The 18,639-nt window shown below is 44.7% G+C and carries 22 protein-coding genes; 12 read left to right on the top strand and 10 right to left on the bottom strand.

All coding sequences use genetic code 11. The features are described from left to right. Window positions 1-313 precede the first annotated feature (313 nt). The gene (rpsO, locus tag PHE37_RS04695; protein WP_299993894.1) at window positions 314-589 is read left to right on the top strand and encodes a 30S ribosomal protein S15; all 276 of its coding nucleotides are present in this window, start codon (window positions 314-316) and stop codon (window positions 587-589) included. Window positions 590-675: 86 nt separating this feature from the next. Here rpsO and PHE37_RS04700 read toward each other — a convergent pair whose 3' ends face one another. Beyond that, on the bottom strand, window positions 676-1,056 hold the full coding sequence (locus PHE37_RS04700; RefSeq protein ID WP_299993893.1) for a PaaI family thioesterase: 381 nt from the start codon (window positions 1,054-1,056) through the stop codon (window positions 676-678). A gap of 24 nt (window positions 1,057-1,080) precedes the next feature. Beyond that, window positions 1,081-2,193 (bottom strand): PLP-dependent aminotransferase family protein, encoded by a 1,113-nt coding sequence (locus PHE37_RS04705; protein WP_299993892.1) that lies wholly within the window; start codon window positions 2,191-2,193, stop codon window positions 1,081-1,083. 119 nt (window positions 2,194-2,312) lie between these two features. On the opposite strand from PHE37_RS04705, the gene PHE37_RS04710 reads away from it, so the two are divergent. Continuing rightward, complete coding sequence (locus PHE37_RS04710; protein WP_299993891.1) at window positions 2,313-3,191, top strand: GyrI-like domain-containing protein; 879 nt, start codon at window positions 2,313-2,315, stop codon at window positions 3,189-3,191. 145 nt (window positions 3,192-3,336) lie between these two features. After that, window positions 3,337-3,801: a hypothetical protein gene (locus PHE37_RS04715; RefSeq protein WP_299993890.1), complete on the top strand. Its 465-nt coding sequence runs from the start codon at window positions 3,337-3,339 to the stop codon at window positions 3,799-3,801. A gap of 19 nt (window positions 3,802-3,820) precedes the next feature. On the opposite strand, the gene PHE37_RS04720 is transcribed toward PHE37_RS04715, so the two are convergent. Together PHE37_RS04720 and kdsB are read right to left on the bottom strand one after the other, a co-directional pair. Continuing rightward, a complete protein-coding gene (locus PHE37_RS04720; protein ID WP_299993889.1) occupies window positions 3,821-4,162 on the bottom strand; it encodes an alpha/beta hydrolase in 342 nt (113 codons plus the stop codon). 77 nt (window positions 4,163-4,239) lie between these two features. After that, a complete protein-coding gene (gene kdsB / locus PHE37_RS04725) occupies window positions 4,240-4,959 on the bottom strand; it encodes a 3-deoxy-manno-octulosonate cytidylyltransferase (RefSeq protein ID WP_299993888.1) in 720 nt (239 codons plus the stop codon). Window positions 4,960-5,013: 54 nt separating this feature from the next. On the opposite strand from kdsB, the gene PHE37_RS04730 reads away from it, so the two are divergent. The 8 genes from PHE37_RS04730 to PHE37_RS04765 all read left to right on the top strand — a co-directional run bounded on the left by PHE37_RS04730 (window position 5,014) and on the right by PHE37_RS04765 (window position 12,131). Beyond that, window positions 5,014-5,712: a methyltransferase gene (locus tag PHE37_RS04730; RefSeq protein WP_299993887.1), complete on the top strand. Its 699-nt coding sequence runs from the start codon at window positions 5,014-5,016 to the stop codon at window positions 5,710-5,712. Next, window positions 5,697-6,077 (top strand): YkgJ family cysteine cluster protein, encoded by a 381-nt coding sequence (locus PHE37_RS04735; RefSeq protein WP_299993886.1) that lies wholly within the window; start codon window positions 5,697-5,699, stop codon window positions 6,075-6,077. Before PHE37_RS04730 ends, PHE37_RS04735 begins: the two co-directional genes overlap by 16 nt. After that, window positions 6,070-7,329 carry a hypothetical protein gene (locus PHE37_RS04740; protein WP_299993884.1) on the top strand — a complete coding sequence of 420 codons (1,260 nt, stop codon included), beginning with the start codon at window positions 6,070-6,072 and terminating at the stop codon, window positions 7,327-7,329. Before PHE37_RS04735 ends, PHE37_RS04740 begins: the two co-directional genes overlap by 8 nt. Continuing rightward, entirely contained in the window at window positions 7,326-8,111 is a 786-nt protein-coding gene (gene trpC / locus PHE37_RS04745; RefSeq protein WP_299993883.1) for an indole-3-glycerol phosphate synthase TrpC, read from the top strand. The genes PHE37_RS04740 and trpC overlap by 4 nt, the downstream gene beginning before the upstream one ends. 84 nt (window positions 8,112-8,195) lie before the next feature. After that, entirely contained in the window at window positions 8,196-9,560 is a 1,365-nt protein-coding gene (locus tag PHE37_RS04750) for a circularly permuted type 2 ATP-grasp protein (protein WP_300008255.1), read from the top strand. Further along, window positions 9,542-10,258: an alpha-E domain-containing protein gene (locus PHE37_RS04755; protein WP_299993881.1), complete on the top strand. Its 717-nt coding sequence runs from the start codon at window positions 9,542-9,544 to the stop codon at window positions 10,256-10,258. Before PHE37_RS04750 ends, PHE37_RS04755 begins: the two co-directional genes overlap by 19 nt. 8 nt (window positions 10,259-10,266) lie before the next feature. Then, complete coding sequence (locus tag PHE37_RS04760; protein ID WP_299993880.1) at window positions 10,267-11,205, top strand: M14 family metallopeptidase; 939 nt, start codon at window positions 10,267-10,269, stop codon at window positions 11,203-11,205. Beyond that, window positions 11,202-12,131 carry a M14 family metallopeptidase gene (locus tag PHE37_RS04765; protein WP_299993879.1) on the top strand — a complete coding sequence of 310 codons (930 nt, stop codon included), beginning with the start codon at window positions 11,202-11,204 and terminating at the stop codon, window positions 12,129-12,131. The genes PHE37_RS04760 and PHE37_RS04765 overlap by 4 nt, the downstream gene beginning before the upstream one ends. 94 nt (window positions 12,132-12,225) lie before the next feature. Here PHE37_RS04765 and PHE37_RS04770 read toward each other — a convergent pair whose 3' ends face one another. Both PHE37_RS04770 and PHE37_RS04775 read right to left on the bottom strand, forming a co-directional pair. Then, window positions 12,226-13,515, bottom strand: a complete 1,290-nt coding sequence (locus tag PHE37_RS04770) for a sensor domain-containing diguanylate cyclase (protein WP_299993878.1) — start codon at window positions 13,513-13,515, stop codon at window positions 12,226-12,228. 12 nt (window positions 13,516-13,527) lie between these two features. Then, window positions 13,528-13,971 (bottom strand): GatB/YqeY domain-containing protein, encoded by a 444-nt coding sequence (locus PHE37_RS04775; protein WP_299993877.1) that lies wholly within the window; start codon window positions 13,969-13,971, stop codon window positions 13,528-13,530. 58 nt (window positions 13,972-14,029) lie between these two features. Between PHE37_RS04775 and flgH the strand changes: the two genes are divergently transcribed. Next, entirely contained in the window at window positions 14,030-14,746 is a 717-nt protein-coding gene (gene flgH / locus PHE37_RS04780; protein WP_299993876.1) for a flagellar basal body L-ring protein FlgH, read from the top strand. A 38-nt stretch (window positions 14,747-14,784) separates the two neighbouring features. Here the strand turns inward: flgH and PHE37_RS04785 are convergent, their stop codons facing one another. The 4 genes from PHE37_RS04785 to trmB are packed head-to-tail and all read right to left on the bottom strand — an operon-like array spanning window position 14,785 to window position 18,638. Continuing rightward, entirely contained in the window at window positions 14,785-15,999 is a 1,215-nt protein-coding gene (locus tag PHE37_RS04785; protein WP_299993875.1) for a peptidoglycan DD-metalloendopeptidase family protein, read from the bottom strand. Further along, window positions 16,000-16,812 (bottom strand): cell division protein FtsX, encoded by an 813-nt coding sequence (locus PHE37_RS04790; protein ID WP_299993874.1) that lies wholly within the window; start codon window positions 16,810-16,812, stop codon window positions 16,000-16,002. After that, a complete protein-coding gene (locus PHE37_RS04795; protein ID WP_299993873.1) occupies window positions 16,799-17,470 on the bottom strand; it encodes an ABC transporter ATP-binding protein in 672 nt (223 codons plus the stop codon). Before PHE37_RS04795 ends, PHE37_RS04790 begins: the two co-directional genes overlap by 14 nt. Beyond that, a complete protein-coding gene (trmB, locus tag PHE37_RS04800; RefSeq protein ID WP_299993872.1) occupies window positions 17,463-18,638 on the bottom strand; it encodes a tRNA (guanosine(46)-N7)-methyltransferase TrmB in 1,176 nt (391 codons plus the stop codon). The genes PHE37_RS04795 and trmB overlap by 8 nt, the downstream gene beginning before the upstream one ends. Between the last annotated feature and the right edge of the window lies 1 nt (window position 18,639).

Raw genomic sequence — 18,639 nt, forward strand, 5'->3', positions numbered from 1 at the left:
CTGAAGGGTTTTTGGCGATATAATCAAGAGCTTTTTGCCCATCATCGATTGATGTTACTTTGTATCCATGCTTATCTAAAACGGAACTGAGCAGTTGTTGATTAGTTGCCGAATCGTCTACACATACAATATGAAATGTTTTTTGAATAATATTAGACATCTTTACTGTTCTTCTGATGAAATAGTTATGATTAGATTGGTAGAACGAAATATAAAGATAATTATACACATTTTTAATATTTTTGGCTATAATTCCGACCCTGCTTGAAGAAATCGTTTTTCGAGTAAAATTTATACCCATCAGGAGGCTATTATGGCTTTAGATACGGCGAACAAAGCGCAAATCATTAAACAATACCAAAGAACTGAAGGTGATACAGGTTCAAGTGAAGTACAAATCGCACTTCTTTCAACTCGTATTGCTGGACTTACAGAACATCTTAAAACATTCAAAAAAGACCATTCATCACGTCTTGGTCTTTTGAAACTTGTTGGTCAACGCCGTCGTTTGATGCGTTATTTGAAACGTACAAACCGCGAAAGCTACAACAAACTTGTTGCTGATCTCGGTATCCGTGACAACATCTAAATCGTATTCGATTTAACAGACCGGCGGAGCGATCGCTCTGTCCGGTACTTCTTCTTTACTTTTCTTCCGTTTTTTTCACATTCGACTTATTTTTCCTGCAATACCGCATAAGTTCCTGTTGCAAAGGCTACAAGATTCGTCTCATCAAACAGCTCTATTTTGACGAAAGAGGTTGTTCTTCCCTGACGTATCACATTTCCGACGGCGCGTAAATTGCTCCCCACTACCGGTTTCAAATAATTGATTTTAATCTCCATGGTCACGGAAGTATACCCGACTCCGAGATTTGAGACGGCTGCATACCATCCCGTATTGTCCATCAACGTGGAAATGACTCCGCCGTGAACAAAGCCCATGTGCTGCAAATGATACGCTTCCACACGCAGTTCGACTTCAGCCATCCCCTTGTCACTGTGAACCAGCCTGCCGCCAATATGTTCTAAAAACGGAAATTTTATATCGTGCATAGTAATCCTTTTATAAGTTGCATTTTAACGTTTAATTAGAGTGTTTTTATACGTTTGTGCAATGATCGAAACTCCGCGCTCCATCTCCTCGAACGTCGAATGGGTAAAGTTGAATCTCGCTTCCGAACACAGCGGCGTTGCGGTGTAAAATTCTCCGCCCGGGACAAAAACGGCTCCGGCTTTTAACGAGTCCATGGCCAAAGCATACGCGTCTATCCCTCCTGTAAACGTACCGTAGATAAACATACCCCCCTTGGGTTTTTCGAAAACAAATTCCGGAAGCAGCGTTGTGAGCTTATCGGCAAGATAATCGCATTTTGCACGGTAAAGCGCTCTGATTTTCGGTAAATGTTCCTCAAACGCTCCGGATGCCCAAAACGTGTCGGCGACCATTTGGGAGAGGGTAGAGGTATGCAGGTCTGAACGCTCTTTAAGTGCCAAAATCGGTTGAAGCAACGATGCATCCCCCCGAATCCATCCCAGCCGCAATCCCGGAGCCAGGATCTTGGAAAACGATCCTACATGAAGTGCATGATGCGGCGCGAACGATGAGAGCATCGGTAGTCTTTCTTCGAAATACAGCTCCGTATAAGCACCGTCCTCTACGATAATTCCCTCATGCCGGATGGCTGTTTGTGCGATCCTTATTCGCTCTTCTACGCTGTAACTGTATCCTGTCGGGTTTTGGAAATCACACATGATATAGGCCCGTTTCGTCTTTGCAAAAAGAGATTCAAACTCCTCAGTGTTTTGCAGTGCATAGGGATACAACGGACATCCGTTTGCATTAAAAGCGTTTAATGCCCCCAAATAGGCGGGAGCTTCAACAACGCTCCCTTCTTTAAAATAGACACGGCTGATAAGATCGAGCGCCTGCTGTGCTCCCGTCGTGATGAGGATGTTTTCTCTCGATGTTTCCAATCCCAATGCGGTGTAATAGGCGGCCAGTTTGTCCCGTAATGCCGAAATACCGGCACTGAAGGAGTATTGCAGCGATTTGGGATCGGACAAAACGCTTTGAGCCGAAGCGGCGATAGCCTGCATCGGAAACAGATTTTCATCGGGCAATCCACCTGCAAAAGAGATGGTGTCGGTATCGATCACTTCTAAAATTTCTCGGATAAATGAGCGTTTCACGGTCACTCCTTTTTTTGATGACAGTTTAGAGAAAAACAAAAAGTTATTCTTTATCCAAATACTCATAATTATTATCCAAAATATACATTTTTATTATCTATTTATGCTATTATTGCGGTATGAAGCGTGAAACAAAAAACCAAAGAGCCGATGTCGTCAACAGTGTCCTCTCGTATATCTACCTCTACATCGACACCGATCTCAATGTTGCCGAACTGGCACACATGAACGCCTTGAGTCCCAATCACCTCCACCGGATTTTTAAAGAAGAGACGGGGAGAAATTTGTTTGAAACCATCAAATCGATACGTCTGCAAAAAGCGGCGAGTCTGTTGTTGACCAACAAATACGCAACGATATCTCAGATCGCGCGCATGTGCGGATACAGCTCCCAGACCTCATTTATAAAAGCGTTTAAAGAGCGGTTCGATACGACGCCGAAAGTATGGAAAAACGGTGCCTATCTCCTTTATTCCAAAAAGAATATCGAAAGTTCCAAAAGTGCCAGCGCATCCAATCGGGACTTTTCAGGGACAATACCGAAAATCGTAAAAACCTCTCCGATACGGGCGGCGTACATACGCCACAGCGGGTACGATATATCGATCAAAAACAGCTGGAACCGGCTTTATGCGTGGAGTCTGGAAAACGGCATACCGGAGAATGCACGGCAAATCGGATTTCACCACGACAATCCGACGATTACGCCGCTCAGCGAATGTGCCTATATCGCCGCTATCGAGATCGACAAGGATATTCAGCCGCACGGTACGGTCGCCTATTTTGAAATTCCAGCGTCCTTGTGTGCGGTTTTTAGTATAAGCGGAAAATACGGGGATGTGTTGCGGTTTATGCAGTATGTGTATCAGATATGGCTGCCCGGCAGCGGTTTCGAAGCCAAAACACTGCCGCCCTATGCGATCTATCGAAAAAATCATTTTCTTAATGAAACGGGGGAGTTTGATCTGGAGTTTTATCTCCCGATCAGTGTATTATAAGCGATCGATTTGATCATATTTCATCTCTCGCTTACTGTAACTGAAATAAATAATATAGCTTCGATCAACACTTGAAACAAGTTCCAATAAAGATATACAATAAACAATAAAATTGTTAACTCTTAAATTAAAGGTGGCAGTAGGGATGGAAACTAAAGAATCGAAATTTTTTACATCGGTTTCATTAATCATTGTAGCTGCTTTGACTCTGTTAGCTTTTATTGCTCTTTTTATCTATTCAAACTTTGAAGAGAGAGAAAGCAAGGAGATACAAAACACCTATCACGCGGAGATAAAAAAAATAGAGAATTATCTGAATGAAGGAAACTGTACCAAAGCCTTTTTAGAATACGAACAAGCGAAAGTAATACGTCACACTATAGATAAACGAGGACTTTATTACAGTTTTAATGCCCATCCTGCCGCGGCACACTCTTTGGAAATTGCTGAGTGCTTTGCAAAAATGAAAGAGTTTGAGAAAGCCGTCTCAATACTCGATAGAGAAGGTGGTCGCGGTCCCGATTATTTTTTAAGAGCATCCGCTGTCTACAAGAGTGCAGGAGAATTAAAAAAAGCACAAGAGGCACAATCAAAAGCCGAAAACTTTTGATCTTTTTTACAACGTACCATCACACATCATGATGATAATGTTCTAATACCCGTTTGTATTCTTCATAGACTTGCGCAGGAGTTTGTGAGTTTTTATACATTTTTAGAATTTGGCGAATGAAATCGAGTGGATACTCGATAGATAGCCCTGCGTTACGCGCATAAATTTTGGCAAGAGTTTCATACATTCCCTCATAAACCTCCGGCTCTTCTTTTTTCAGACGCTGGAGATTCTCTTCGGCCTGAAGCAGCTTGGCATCGTTAAACTCACCACGCTCATTGATTGTTTTGCGAAGTTCAACATATTCTTTTAGGTTTTTTCGGTTTAGGACATAATCGGTAAACAATTCTATGAGTGACATTTCTGCTCCTTTATTCGTTTCAGTAATTCTACGCTTTAAGTATAGCAACAGTGTAGCATGAAAAAAAATAAATTATTTTAAACTCCGAAAATCTTTTTCGCCCGTTCCAAATCCTCTACCGTATCGATCCCGAATCCGCTGCTGGCGACTTTGACCATCGAGATTTTTTTGCCGTGGTAGAGCGCGCGGAGCTGTTCGAGTTTTTCGATGTCTTCGAGCGGTGCTTCCCCGAGGGCGCAAAAATCGTGGAGCGATTTTTTCGTAAATCCGTAAATCCCGATGTGTCCGAAATAGTTCGCTTCACCGCTTCGGTTGAACGGAATAGGACTGCGGGAAAAATAGATCGCATTGTGATCGACGTCGGTGATGACTTTTACCAAATTAGGGTCTTGCGCCGATTCGGTGTTGATCGCGTTGTAGCAGCTTCCCATGATGAACGGAGCATTTTGCGCTTTGAGGGCGTTGAGGCGTTCGATCAGGAGTTCGAGAACTTCCGTTTCGATAAACGGCTCGTCGGCTTGGACGTTGATGATGAGTTCATCGTCGGGTACATCGATGATCTGGGCGCATTCGTTGATGCGGTCGGTTCCGCTTTTATGCGTTGTAGAGGTAAGGCGCGCTTCAACGCCGTGAGCGGCACAGATGTCGAGGATTTTTTCATCGTCGCACGCGACGACGACACGATCGATTGATTCGACCCGTTTCGCGGTGCGGATCACCATCGGCAAGCCGCCGATATCGGCGAGAACTTTTTCGGGAAAGCGGGTTGAGGCGAGACGGGCAGGGATGATAATCATTGTTAAACCTATTGAGCGATATAATTACCTAAATCATAACGCAAAGAGTCGTAAATGCTCCTTTATCAACCCGATAGCGGGTATTGTTATAACAGCGATTCAATACTGCTGTACGGATTTATCTCACGGTTTGCCCCAAAGGGGAGAGTGCTCGACGTCGGTGCGGGGAGCGGTATCGTGGGATTATTGGTCGGGCGCGATTTTCCGGAAGTGACACTCGAAGCGGTTGAAAAACAGCCTTTGTACGCCGAATTTGCCCGTCGCAATGCAGCTATCAATCATATCGGATATACCTTGCATGAGGGGGATTTTTTAGAGCTCGGAAATCATGGGAGCTATGACTGGATCGTCTCCAATCCCCCGTTTTACCATGAAAATGTTTCCCGTTCCGAAAACCCGATTCTCCATCAGGCCCGCTATAACGTCCATTTGCCGATCGAGCCGTTTATAACGAAAATCTCAAAGCTCCTCAAATCGAGCGGCGAAGCGGCGATTTGCTACGACGCGCGTCAATTTGTACAGCTTTGCAGTGCATGCGAACGTGCAGGATTAAGAGTCGTTGAGGTACAATTCGTCCATTCAAAAGAGGATCGTCCCAGTACGTTGGTGATGATGTATCTTAAAAAAAACAGCAAGTCGTCACTTACTATATTGCCGCCGCTCATAACACAGGCAAATGGTGAGTACACTTCCGCCGTACAGGCTATTTATAACAAGGCAAAGGCACACAGTATAAAATGTCCGATTACATGACACAAGAAGGATTCACTTATGCGTTCGATCCGAGTGCCTGCGCGTCATGCGGAGGGAATTGCTGTACAGGCGAGAGCGGAAGCATTTTCGTATCCGTCACTGAAATCGCCGCGATCGCAAAACTTTTGGAGATGGATGAAGGGGAATTTAGACGTACCTATTTACGTAAAGAAGGATTCCGCTTTTCGCTCAAAGAGCGGCTCGTTAACGGCTCATACGATTGTGCGTTTTTTGATCGTTCACTAAAGGGGTGTAGTATATACACTGCAAGACCGCTACAGTGTCGGACATTCCCGTTTTGGGACTATTTTCGCCACCGTATCGATGAGCTAAAAGCTGAATGTCCGGGAATAATTCATGATTAAATTACTGCTCTCTTTATTAGTGTTGGCCTCTGTTGCGAGTGCCGTTTCCAGAACGGTGACGAATCCGAATCTTTTGGAAGATACGTTTACTCTGTATGCACTGGATGCGCAGGTGCGCCAAAAATACAATAATGCATCCGAATATTTTGCCGAACTGTACAAACAGACTTCCAAAAAAGAGTATCTGTACCAATCGCTTCGTATGTTAGAACAAGCAGGGGACACAAAGACTCTCTCCAAAAAGACGGCGAGTGCATTGGCCAAGTTCCCGGATGACGTTACATTGAAACGATTTGAGATTATCGGTTTGCTGAAAGGGGGAAGTTTCGGCGAAGCATCACAAAAAGGGTTGCTTCTCAGCAATAAAACCCAAAAAGCTTCGGACTATCTTCTCTACGGAGAAGCACGTTTAAAACTGGGGGATTATGAGGGGACGGTGGACGCGCTGAAAAAAGCCTACGCCCAGACCTTTGATGATACGACGGCGGAACGGATTGCCCTGATCCAATACACGCAGTTGGGCGAAAAACCCGAAGCGATTGCCTTTTTAAAAGAACACATCAGCGCTCACGGAAACAGCAAAACAGTCGGTAAACGTTTGGCGAGTCTGTATGCCGACAGCGGTAAATTCGATGAAGCGGCGCAGATGTATGAGCAAACGTATGAGATCGATTCGGATCCTGTCGTGGCACAGGAGGCGGTTAAAATCTATGCCTATCAGCAAGATCTCACCAAAATGAGTGCGATGCTCGAAAAATCCCATATTAACGATCCTCTATTATTGGATATTTACGTCAGAACCAAACTCTTCGACAAAGCATCACCGCTTGCCCAAAAATTGTATGAACACGACGGAAACCCGCTTTATTTGGCACAAAGTTCTGTTTATATGTATGAAGCGGCACAAAATAAAGATGACAAGGTGATGGTAGACAGCGTAGTCGACGGGCTGAAAAAAGCGATGAAAGATTTGGATGATCCGCTGTACCTGAACTATTTGGGCTATTTGATGATCGATCATGATCTCAATATCACCGAAGGGATGGGATATGTCAAACGGGCACTTGACAAACAACCCGATTCGCCGTTTTACATCGATTCGCTTGCATGGGGAAATTATAAACTGGGCGAATGTGCCGAAGCATTGCGTTTGATGAAGCAGGTCGAATCGATGATCGGAACCGAAGAGGATGAGGTCAAAGAACATATAAAAGCGATTGAAGCGTGTAAAACCAAGGAGAAAGATAAATGATTTTAGATGATATCATCAAAAAAACCAAAGAAGATTTAAAAGAGCGCGAAGCCAAGTTCAGTATGGATTGGCTGGGTCGCTCTCTCGCATTTAACGCGCGGGCACCTCGCGACGTGCACCCTTTTTTAACCTCTACCCCCGAAGAGCCGTACCGTATTATCTCGGAAGTCAAAAAAGCGAGCCCGTCCAAAGGGGTGATCCGAGAAGATTTCGATCCTGTCGCCATCGCACAGGCCTATGAACGCGGCGGTGCGAATGCGATTTCGATCCTTACCGAGCCCCACTTTTTTCAGGGTAACCTCGATTATCTCGCAGAGATCCGACGCTATGTGAGTATTCCGCTCCTTCGTAAAGATTTTATAGTCTCTAAATACCAGCTCCTCGAAGCGTTGGTTTACGGCGCGGATTTTGTCCTCTTGATCGCTGCCGCACTCTCTACGAGTGAACTCAAAGAGCTGTTAAACTATACCCGCCACTTGGGGATGGAAGCATTGGTAGAGATTCACGATAAATCGGAACTGACAAAAGCAATTACCGCCGGAGCCGACATTATCGGAATCAACCATCGTAACCTCCAAACGTTTGATATGAATATGAATCTCAGTTATGACTTGATCCCCCTTATCCCGAACGGTAAGATCATCGTTGCGGAAAGCGGCATTTATGAACACGGACAGCTCGAAGATTTGAACAAAGCGGGAGTGGATGCCTTTCTTGTGGGTGAATCGTTGATGCGTCAAGAAGATGTAGAAACGGCATTGAAAACACTAAAAAACGGATAAATAGTACATTTGCTACTTTTTTAAGCAACCCTTGTGATTACTTTAGGATATGATTAACTTAGTCCTAATAATCAAGGGGTGCCGATGATTGAACCAGTGTGTCCGGAATTACAAAAGTTTTATGATATCTTCGATAGCGTAGATCAGACGAAAGTCTCCGAGTTTAAAGACTTTTTAGAAGCCAATGCGGTGAATTTCAACCTCTTTAAAGAGGGAAATTTTATTGAACGTTCTTTCCCCTTTGATGTCATACCCCGTATCATCCCCAAATCTGAATTTGATGAATTGGAAGCCGGTATTATTCAGCGGGTAAAAGCGTTGAATGCCTTTTTAAATGATATTTACAACGACCAAAAGATTGTCAAAGACGGAGTCGTACCGCGTGAATATGTCGATTCGGCGAAAGCGTTTTTGCCGGAGTTCATGGGTGTCAATCCCCCTAAAGGGGTTCGTACTCATATCAGCGGAATCGATTTGGTCAAAGATGCCGTAAGCGGAAAGTGGGTCATTCTCGAAGATAACCTTCGGGTTCCGAGCGGTGTAAGTTACCCCTTGACTATCCGACGGGCGTTTCGACATACGTATCCCGAATTTTTTGAATCCATGAAAATCTCAAAAATTAAACACTACGGCGATGAGCTCAAAGCGGCAATGGATTATGTCAACACGGGAGGGCTCAATGTGGTTCTCACTCCGGGACGTTACAACTCAGCCTATTACGAACACAGCTATCTCGCCAAAATTACCGGTGCGACACTCGCACTGGGTGATGATTTGGTGGTTGAAAACGATGAAGTCTTTTTATGTGCGTACAACGGTGAAAAACTTCGCGTCGGAGCCATTTACCGGCGTTTAGATGATGATTTTCTCGATCCTGAAGCATTTGAGGCGGACAGTCTTATCGGGGTCAAAGGGATTACGAAAGCGTACCGTGCAGGGAACGTTGCGATCATGAACAGCATCGGAAACGGTGTTGCGGATGATAAAGGGATCTATTATTTCGTTCCGGAGATGGTCAAATATTATTTGAATGAAGAGCCGATTCTCTCGAATGCACCGACCTATTTGCCGTATTATGAAAAAGATCGCGAATATGTGTTGGCCAACATCGATAAACTGGTCATCAAAGATGTCGCTGAAGCGGGCGGGTACGGCGTATTGTTCGGCAACCGTTTGAGCCCTGAAAAACGCTCAGAGATTATCGAGATGATTTTGGCGGAACCGCGTCGTTGGATTGCTCAAGAGGTGATCGAGTTTTACGATTTACCGTGTATGATGGAGGGTCAAATCCTCCCTCGCAAAGCCGATTTGCGTGCCTACGTCATATATGGAGAAAAAGTGACTGTCAGCATGGGCGGGCTTACCCGTTATGCGATGGAAGAGGGAAATTATCTCGTCAACTCTTCTCAGGGGGGCGGATTTAAAGATACATGGGTGGTAGAGTTATGATCAACGGTGCAGCAATTTCCGTTAATACGGCACAACATTTATACTGGTTCGGCCGGTATGTACAGCGGGTACAAACAATGCTGGTTGAGATGCTTGAGTGCTATGATCATGTAATCGACCGGGATTTTGAGTACGGCAGCAAGTTTTTTGATAAATTGGGGATAAAAGCGGACTATAAAAACGGTCTTGATTTCCTCAATGTAGGTGTCTACGGTGCTCATCAGGGGAGTATTGAATCGATTATCAAAATGGCACGCGAAAATGCTATCGAAACACGGCATCTTTTGGATGAACGCGGATTTGCTACGCTCAATAAAATCTATAACCATCTTTCCGAAGGGCGCAGTCGAGCAGCCATCAGTCCGACCCATTTGGAAGAGATTGTTGATAACTGCAGTTTGATTTTAGGTATTTTTTCTTCCGAACTCGATCGCACCCGAGCCTATCAGCTGATCCGCTTCGGACAGCAGATTGAACGTTTTGATTTGATTTTACGTCTGTACGGAGAGATTGAAATGGTGACGGCAGATATTGATGTCGTCAATAATATTGCACGGCAGTTGAACCGTAACTACCGTCCTATCAATGTGACGACGTCGGATATTCCGAAATTTCTTCTCTTTTTAAACGGCGTTGTTGATAGGGTTATTCAAAATAAAGCATGTGTCCCCGAATCGTTTCAATCGCAAAGTTCATAGGAGAATATGTGGGTGTTATAGAAGAAGTTTTTTCAATCGACCTGCCCGTAGGGGAGCAGTTCCGGATTCAGCGGTGCCGATATATTCCCAAAAAAGGTGAAACTCTCAAGCGGATATCCATTGTAAGCGGAATTCACGGGGATGAGCTGGAAGGGCAGTATGTCTGTTTTTTGTTGGGAGAATGGCTGCGTGCCAATCCGGACAAGATAAAAGCAACGATCGATATCTATCCGGCTATTAACTCTTTGGGGCTTGATAGTATCACCCGTTCGGTCCCTTTTTACGAAGTCGATTTGAACCGTGTTTTTCCGGGAAGTAAAAATGATTTCCTCCCCGCCCAGATTGCCGATGGGGTTGTAAGCGCGATGAAAGGATCGGAAATCGCAATCGATATCCATTCCAGTAACATCTTTTTACGTGAAATACCGCAAGTGCGGATTGCAAAATCTCAGGAAAAAACCCTGGTACCGTTAGCCAATAAACTTAATATCGATTTCGTATGGGTTCATGATGCGGTGACGGTTTTAGAGTCTACGTTTGCCCATGCTATGAACACTCTTGGAACTAAAACACTGGTTGTAGAGATGGGAGTAGGGATGCGTCTAGGCAAAACCTACGGGCATCAACTTTTGGACGGACTTTTGAATCTTATGGCGTGTGAAGGATTTTTATCCATCGAGCCGCTGGACGTCCGTTATCCGATACAGTCGCATGTAGGTGAAGTAGCCTATTTGAATGCATCGTGTCCGGGATTGTTCGTCCCTTCAATTGAGCATTGCCAAATGATTGAAAAAGGTTCGGTTGTCGGGCAAATCGTTGATCCTCTGAGCGGCCAAGTGCTCGATGAAGTGATTGCTCCTATCGGAGGAATTTTGTTTACTCTTAGAGCTTATCCGATTGTGTATGAAGGCTCATTAGTCGGAAGAATTTTTGGAGAGAACGAATGAAACGACTAGAGATACTCAATTTTAAGTCACCCAACCGTGCTCCATTGATTGTGGAGGGTTTTTTATTCGGTGAAGAGAGCAAAGGGCCGTCTGTCGCCATTGTCGGTGCCATGAGCGGGGATCACATCAATCAGCTCTATGTTGCTTCGCGCTTTGTCGATTTTCTTCGTCAAAAAGAAGAAGAGGGGAAAATTACGGGCAAGATTTTGGTGATTCCTGCCGTGAATACCTATGCATTGAATATGGGACAGCCGTTTTGGCCATTGGATAAAACCGATATCAATATGATGTTTCCGGGATATGCTCAGGGTGAAACGACGCAGCGGATTGCTGCTAAACTGTTTGAATCGCTTCAGGGATACGACTTCGGCATTATTTTGGAAGGACGTCGCGATCAGGGGATGTGTCTGCCGTATGTAAAACTGATTAAAAGCGGATATGAAGACCTGGAAGCGGCGAAAGATCTTGGGATGCGGTTTATCCATTATCGCGAGTACAGCCCAATCGAGACGGTAATGTTACAGTATAACTGGCAATTATGGGGGAGCAAGGCGCTCTCTTTGGTTTTCGGTAAAAATGGAGCAATCGAACACCGCAGCAGCGAGGAAGTTCACGGGGCGCTGGTACGGTTTATGGCGAAACGAGAAATATTGGATGTATCGGTATTTGAAGGCTTTTCAAGCAATGTGATCGGGCCGGATCACATCACGCTTCTCAAAGCATCGCATGCAGGGATTTTCGATTCCTTGGTGTCGTGCGGCGATACAATCGAAAAAGGGGCTATTCTCGGTCGGATTACCGATGCACTGAGCGGTAAGAAATTGGAAAAAATCATTGCACCCTCCGGAGGAGTTTTGACCTGCCAATATTCCCATCCGCTGATTTTTCAAAATTCGATTGCGTTTAGGATAGCATCCGTCAATTAAACAGTATTTGCAATCGATGTATTTTTAAAGTTCCATAATGTATTATTGGATGATAAAAGAAGAGTTAGAAAGGGTTGGATGATCTTTCTAGCGATTACTCAACCCGATTTCGTCCGTTTTGTTTGGCCAAATAGAGTTTGGCATCGACGGCATGGACATATTTTTGAATGGTCTCTTTTGTCACAAAGGTGAGATCGTTGCTGTCGATTTCAAATACGCCGATACTGACGGTGTAGGAAAGACGGGCGCTTTCATATTTGAGTTCATGTTCAGAAACCGTTTGAACGATCGTTTCGGCGATTGTGTGTGCCTCTTTGTACGTTGTTGAGGGGAGGAGAATTAAAAACTCTTCTCCGCCGAAGCGGAAAATAAAGTCGGATTTGCGCAAGGTTTTTTGAAGTGTGGCCGCAAAATCTTTGATTACTTCATCTCCGGCAAGATGGCCGAAACGGTCATTGATTGCCTTGAAATGGTCCAGATCGCACATGATCATGGTTGATTTGGTCTCTGTGGCTTTGGCAATTTCGATCTGACTGATCATGATTTTTTCAAACAGACGTCGCCCGAGAAGTCCGGTCAAAGGGTCCTTAGTATATTCCCCGATGATCAGCATATCGTTAATAATGGCGATTTCATTGCCGATTTCCAGTGAGGTGTAATCCAGTTGGATCAGTAGCTGGATCAGATTCCTATGATTGAACCCGTCGGACGAATGGTGCTGCATAATATTGGAGGCCAACTCATGCAAGGCGATATGAAGCCGCTGAATGTCATGAAAATGGCTTGTATTGGAAAGGTAAGGAAGAGAAGGGTTGTGAAGCCATTGCCCGAATGAGCATTGAGTATGATCTAGTTCACAACTGCTCCCCTCCCGTTCTGTCCCTTGAAGTTTTGCAATCAGCACCAGCATCCATTCCAAATGGTGCTGATAATGGATCATCAGATGTTTTTCGATTAAGTGAGAAAGATGGGAGAGACGGAGGTGATTTTTAGTCGCCAGCTTTCGTAAAATCTGTTGATAATACTCTTCGGAGATACGATTCTCTAATGCGGAAAAATGCTCATTGGCGTAAGCAACGGAAGAACATTTTCCCTCAGATGCCAAAAGGCCTAATATCTCACGAGCGACATTGGACAATTCGCTGTGGACAAAAAGATAAGGGAGATCATTTTGGATGCAAAATTCGAGGTACTCTTCGATGATATGGCTTTCATCTGAGGAATCAAAAGAGTCAAAAACGGAGAGAAGTTTCTCTTTTTGTTCGTTGATCGTTTGTGCATAAGAGAATTCATGCTTTATGAAACATTCGCTGCTTTGTACCTCTTGGGTGAAATGCTCCAATGCATTACGCATGGCTGGCAAATAGTTTTTCCATTGAAGCATCGAATATCCCTTCTACGCCAAAATCTTTTTTGCACATTCGTTGATGCGCTTGCCGTCGGCTTGTGCTCCGAGTGCTTTGGATGCGGCACCCATGATACGTCCGATGTCTTTGATCGAAGTGGCCCCGATTTCACTGATCAGTGAACGCAGAGCGTTTTCAAGCTCTTCATCAGTGAGCTGCTTCGGAAGATAGGTTTCGAAAATAGCTGCTTCAGAAGCCTCTTTTTCATACAAATCTTCACGTCCCGCATCACGATACTGAGCCATTGCGTCGTTGCGTTGTTTAACCTGTTTTTGGATGATTTTGATGACATCTTCATCAGTAAGCTCTTTGCGCTCATCGACTTCGATTTGTTTCATCGCGCTGCTGAGAAGACGAAGTGCATCGCGCAATGCACTGTTTTTCTCTTTCATCGCTGTTTTGATATCGTCGTTTATCTGTTCTCTGAGTGTCATAAAATTTCCTTGGAACTATTTTTGCTTTATTATAGCTAAATATGACTTGGATGGAATAATGCGGATATCCCTATACCTCTCGATACTCTCGGCATCATTGTTGGTAAGCGGCTGTACGGCACGTATTACAGAACCCGAAATCGCATTTACCCCTCCAAAATACGTCGAAGAGATGCCCTCACGTGAAGAAGAGAACACCTTTGTCGCCCGGGGGAGTTTGTTCGGTCAGGGTGACAGTCCGCTCTTTTCCGATCATAAAGCGATGCATGTCAATGATATCGTAACCGTTGTCATCTCCGAAACGGCAGCCAGCTCCAGCGTTGGTAAGAAAGCGCTTTCCGAAGCGGATACGATTGGACTAAAAGGCGGTATCATGACATCCGGCGGTGGAAACTCGGCGGTAAGTTCTGCAGTAAGCAAGCTGAACGGATTAGCAGATATCGGGTTAAGTGGCGGATCGACATCCTCTTATACGGGATCGGGGAGCGCAACGAAAAATGCGACGTTTACCACTACGGTATCATCGCGAATTGTCAAAGTAATGTCAAACGGGAACTATTTTATCACCGGTCGACGGGAGATTATGGTGGACGATCAAAAGCAGATTATGGAGTTAAGCGGAGTAATCCGTCCGTATGATATTGATCAGAATAACCAAATCAGCTCGTCTAAAATTTCCGATGCTAAAATCCTGTATGCGAATGAAGGGGATGTCGACCGTTCAACTCAGCAAGGGTGGGGAAGCAAGCTCGTCAATGCAGTTTGGCCGTTTTAAGACTTTTTTGCTGACGTAAACCCGTTATTGACTCACTCCTAGTGAATCATCTGCATCGGATCGATGTGTGCATTGCGCTGTGTAACTTCGAACATCAGTTCACGAGCGACACGTCCGATGATCGAACCTTGTTTGATCCGTTTGCCCACTTCGACGGTAGGGGCGATTTTATCCAAATGGGCGTAGATGGTATGTAAACCGTTATCGTGTTCGATAATGATGACATTTTCCAGCATTGCCGTCGGTTTGGCAAAAATGACTTTGCCGTTGAGGACCGTTTTGACTTTTGCGTCGGCTTCGGTAGGGCGCAGTGACACTGAGTCGTTAAAGATCTTGATTCCATAGACCGGATCGGTATATGGGCCGAAGCGTTTGGTGACGACATAGCCATCAAGCGGTGCAATCGTCCGTTCTCCCGCATAGGCCGCTACATTTGAAGGGCTGTATTCGGCTACCGCTTGTTTGACATCTTCTGGAACCGGTTTGGAACCCGGTTTCGGCGGTGTGAGCGGAGGCGGAGCTTTTTTAGGCTTGAGTGATTCGCGTTTGATGATATTGAGACTTGCAAGTGTATTTTGCAATGAGCGTTGTTGCTCTAAAATCTTATCCAGCGATTTTTTATACTCTTGTTTGTCTTTTTCAAGTTTTGCAATCGCTTTTTCATTTTCTTTTTTTGTCTCTAGGACTTTGTTCTTTTGTTTATCAATGACTGCAATGGATTGTTTTAAAATCGTTGTTTTGCTAGAGAGGCCGGTTATTTTTTCGTTGTTATCGGCAAATAACACATTGAGCTCTTTGATCTCTTGATTGATCTGTTTGAGATGAAGTTTGAGGGCTTCTTCGGTAATAAGAGCATCTGCCTCTTTGGCACGGTCATCGTTGATCAGCAATGAGATGGAGGTATTGCGCGCAATGGCAAAAACAAGACGCTGTTCTATCTCATTTTGGGTTTTAATCAGGTTGTTTTGCTGAGTTTCCAACTCTTTGAGTGTCGATTTATTGGATTGATAAACACTCTCTTTGGATTGCAGGTCCTGAACGAGAGAATTGATATGTTCTTGCTGCGTTCCGACAATCTGCTTTTGCTGATTGATTTTGGATGCGGTCTCTTCGAGTTTGGCACTGAGACTGGAGTATGTTTGTTTCGTCTCATTCAGTTGTTTGGACGTCTTATTGATTTTTTCATCAATTTTCGCTGCAGGGAGCGAAACAACGAGAAAAGAGAGCAAAAGGAGGGAGAAGGGGGTTTTCATCTATTCCTCTTCTTCATTTCCGATTACGATCGTCATTGTGAGAACGATGGAGACCCCGAGCGCTATGAGGAGAGATCGGATACTGTCATCGATAAAATTGAAAAGTTGGATTTTAATACCGACGGTTTGTAGCAGTAAGTCCATCCATCCGTATTCTCCAATGATAAAAAAGGTCAAACACAAAATGGCGGTAGCGATAATGGCATCAACGATAGCAAGACGGAAAAGGACGGCGGAACGGAGCCATACCGGTGCACCGAAAAGGGCCATGATACTCATACGTTCCGAATGTTGGAACTGCCACAAACGCATCTCTTTGAGAATGAGCAATGAGGTAACGGCAGCGATGGCGATTGAGAATACCTGAACGACGTCTTTAAACAGCAGCATCAGTTTGTAGACGGTGTCATGTGTTTGAGCATACCCTTCCACCCGGACGATTGCAGGATTCTTTTGAAGTCTTTTTTGAAGGTTTTGAATCTCAGAAGGCGTCGGAAAACGGTTCAAATAGAGTCGATAAAATTTTGGAAGAGTCAGTTTGAGCAAGTCCAGATTTTTTTGTGTCATTTCCCCTTGGAGACGGTTTAAAACCTGATCGGTAGCGATGGCTTCACTGCGCTCTATGAGCGTATCCATCGCTTTGAACTCGACCGGGGTGAATGCCTTGTTGGAGACGACAATGATCGAATAATCATTTTTAAGATTGGTTTCGTATGCGGCAATCGTACGGTCAACCGCGACATAAATCTGAACCGCAAATAAAACTGTGAAAAGGGCAATGATAAGTGAAATATGGTTTTTAAGAGACTTCATGGATATTCCCTAGCTCAATATGAAAATGTTTATACGGTACGGTGATTTCGGATGGGATATGATGGGTAACTACGACGATGGTCGTCTTGAGCTGCGTGTTGGCCCCTTCCAATAAGTTCCATATGACTTGCGATGAATATTCATCCAAATTTCCGGTCGGCTCATCCGCCAAAATGAGGATCGGATTATGAGCCAATGCACGGGCCATCGCAACACGCTGCTGCTCACCCCCGCTGAGTTCCGGAGGATATTTTCCCGCTTGATGGATCAGTTTGACATGTCCGAGGAGCTTTTGTACCTGTGAACCGCTCACATCTTTGGTATAGCCAGAGATGATAAGAGGAAGCATGACATTCTTTTCGATGGTCCACTCTTTAATCAGTTTGTAGTCTTGAAAGACGACACCGATATGACGGCGGAGAAAATTGAGCTTCGAGGTGCTGATTTTATTCATTTTCACCCCGCCTACCATCAACTGGCCGGCTCTAGGAGTAATAGCCCCGTAAAATGATTTTAGAAGGGTTGATTTGCCGCTTCCGCTGGCACCGGTGATAAACACAAAACTCCCTGCATCGATAGAAAACGAAGCTTTGCTGATAATGCTTTCGAACTCTTTGTACGAGAGGGAGAGGTTTTCTGCAATAATGACTTTATCCATGAATCAACTCGTTTAATAAGATATGGGCTTTCAGGTTTGCACTGGATGGGACGGGTGTCGTCGGGTAATAACGGGCTGTAGCGTTTTGGATAATAACATACGTACTCTCAGGCCGGTCGAAACTTCCCATGGAAAGACGGAGCATACTTCCATCTTCACCGATGCTAAAGGTACGTTCAACATGTAAAAATCCCCACTCCCGTTTGTAGGTCTCTTTTTTGATACGATCGATAACACTAAAATCAATGGGATCGGAGCTAAAAGAAAAATCACCGATAATATCCGGTTCAGGACTTTCGTCTTCACAGGTAAATGTGACGTCGTAGATATTTTTTTCCATCTTCTTCCAGCGGTCTTCGTATTTACTCACGATAGCGATCTCTTGGTTTTTACGGACGTCGAATCGGCTTTTTGCCGGAGAACTGAACGTCTCAAGGGCAAATCGGTAATAATTTTCACTGTCGGTGCGGAGTTCGAGCGTCCCGCCGACGCTTAGTACACGATCTGATTCTTTTAAGAATGCTTCGGAAATGACACGACGGTGCGGCTTTTTGTCCCAAGGGACGGGAAAATGGACGTAAATTTTTCCAACGATGTTGGAAGGGACAAATTCTAGAAAAAGGCGTGCATCGTAATCAAGCACCATGATGTTGGACAGCTTTTGGATGACGATCTGTTTGAGTGCCTGTTCGATAGAGGGTTTATGAATCTCCAACCCGATAAATAAAACATCGGGATTCGCGGCAGCTTGATGAAGCAGATGTCGGGCTGAGCCGAATCCGATCTCGATACGCACTTCTCGGTCACGTGGAAAGTTTTCGACGAAAAAAGGGATCGATTTAAGCGCGTCATGTGTTTTAAGATGGGTGTTTTCCGGTGCATTATCGACATTGGAATCGAGAATACGTGAACCGGAACACTCCGCATACGCCAAAAGGGCGTGTTTAACCAAAAAGTTCGGGGAGGGGCGGGTGACTTTATCGCTTTTTAGGAGCTCTTTATTCTCCGTCTTTTTGTGTACTAAAAAGAATTCCCGGCCTTTATAACGGGTAGCGATAAGTGCTCCGCCGCTTTGGTTTTTATAGTCTGCTTGAAACAGAAACTCAACGTCACCGCATTGTGCGGGAAAGGTGAGGGGTTTGAATGATTCGAGATTTAAATGCGGCATA

Origin of the sequence: Sulfuricurvum sp. (assembly GCF_028681615.1) — a bacterium.
Classification (GTDB): Bacteria; Campylobacterota; Campylobacteria; order Campylobacterales; family Sulfurimonadaceae; genus Sulfuricurvum.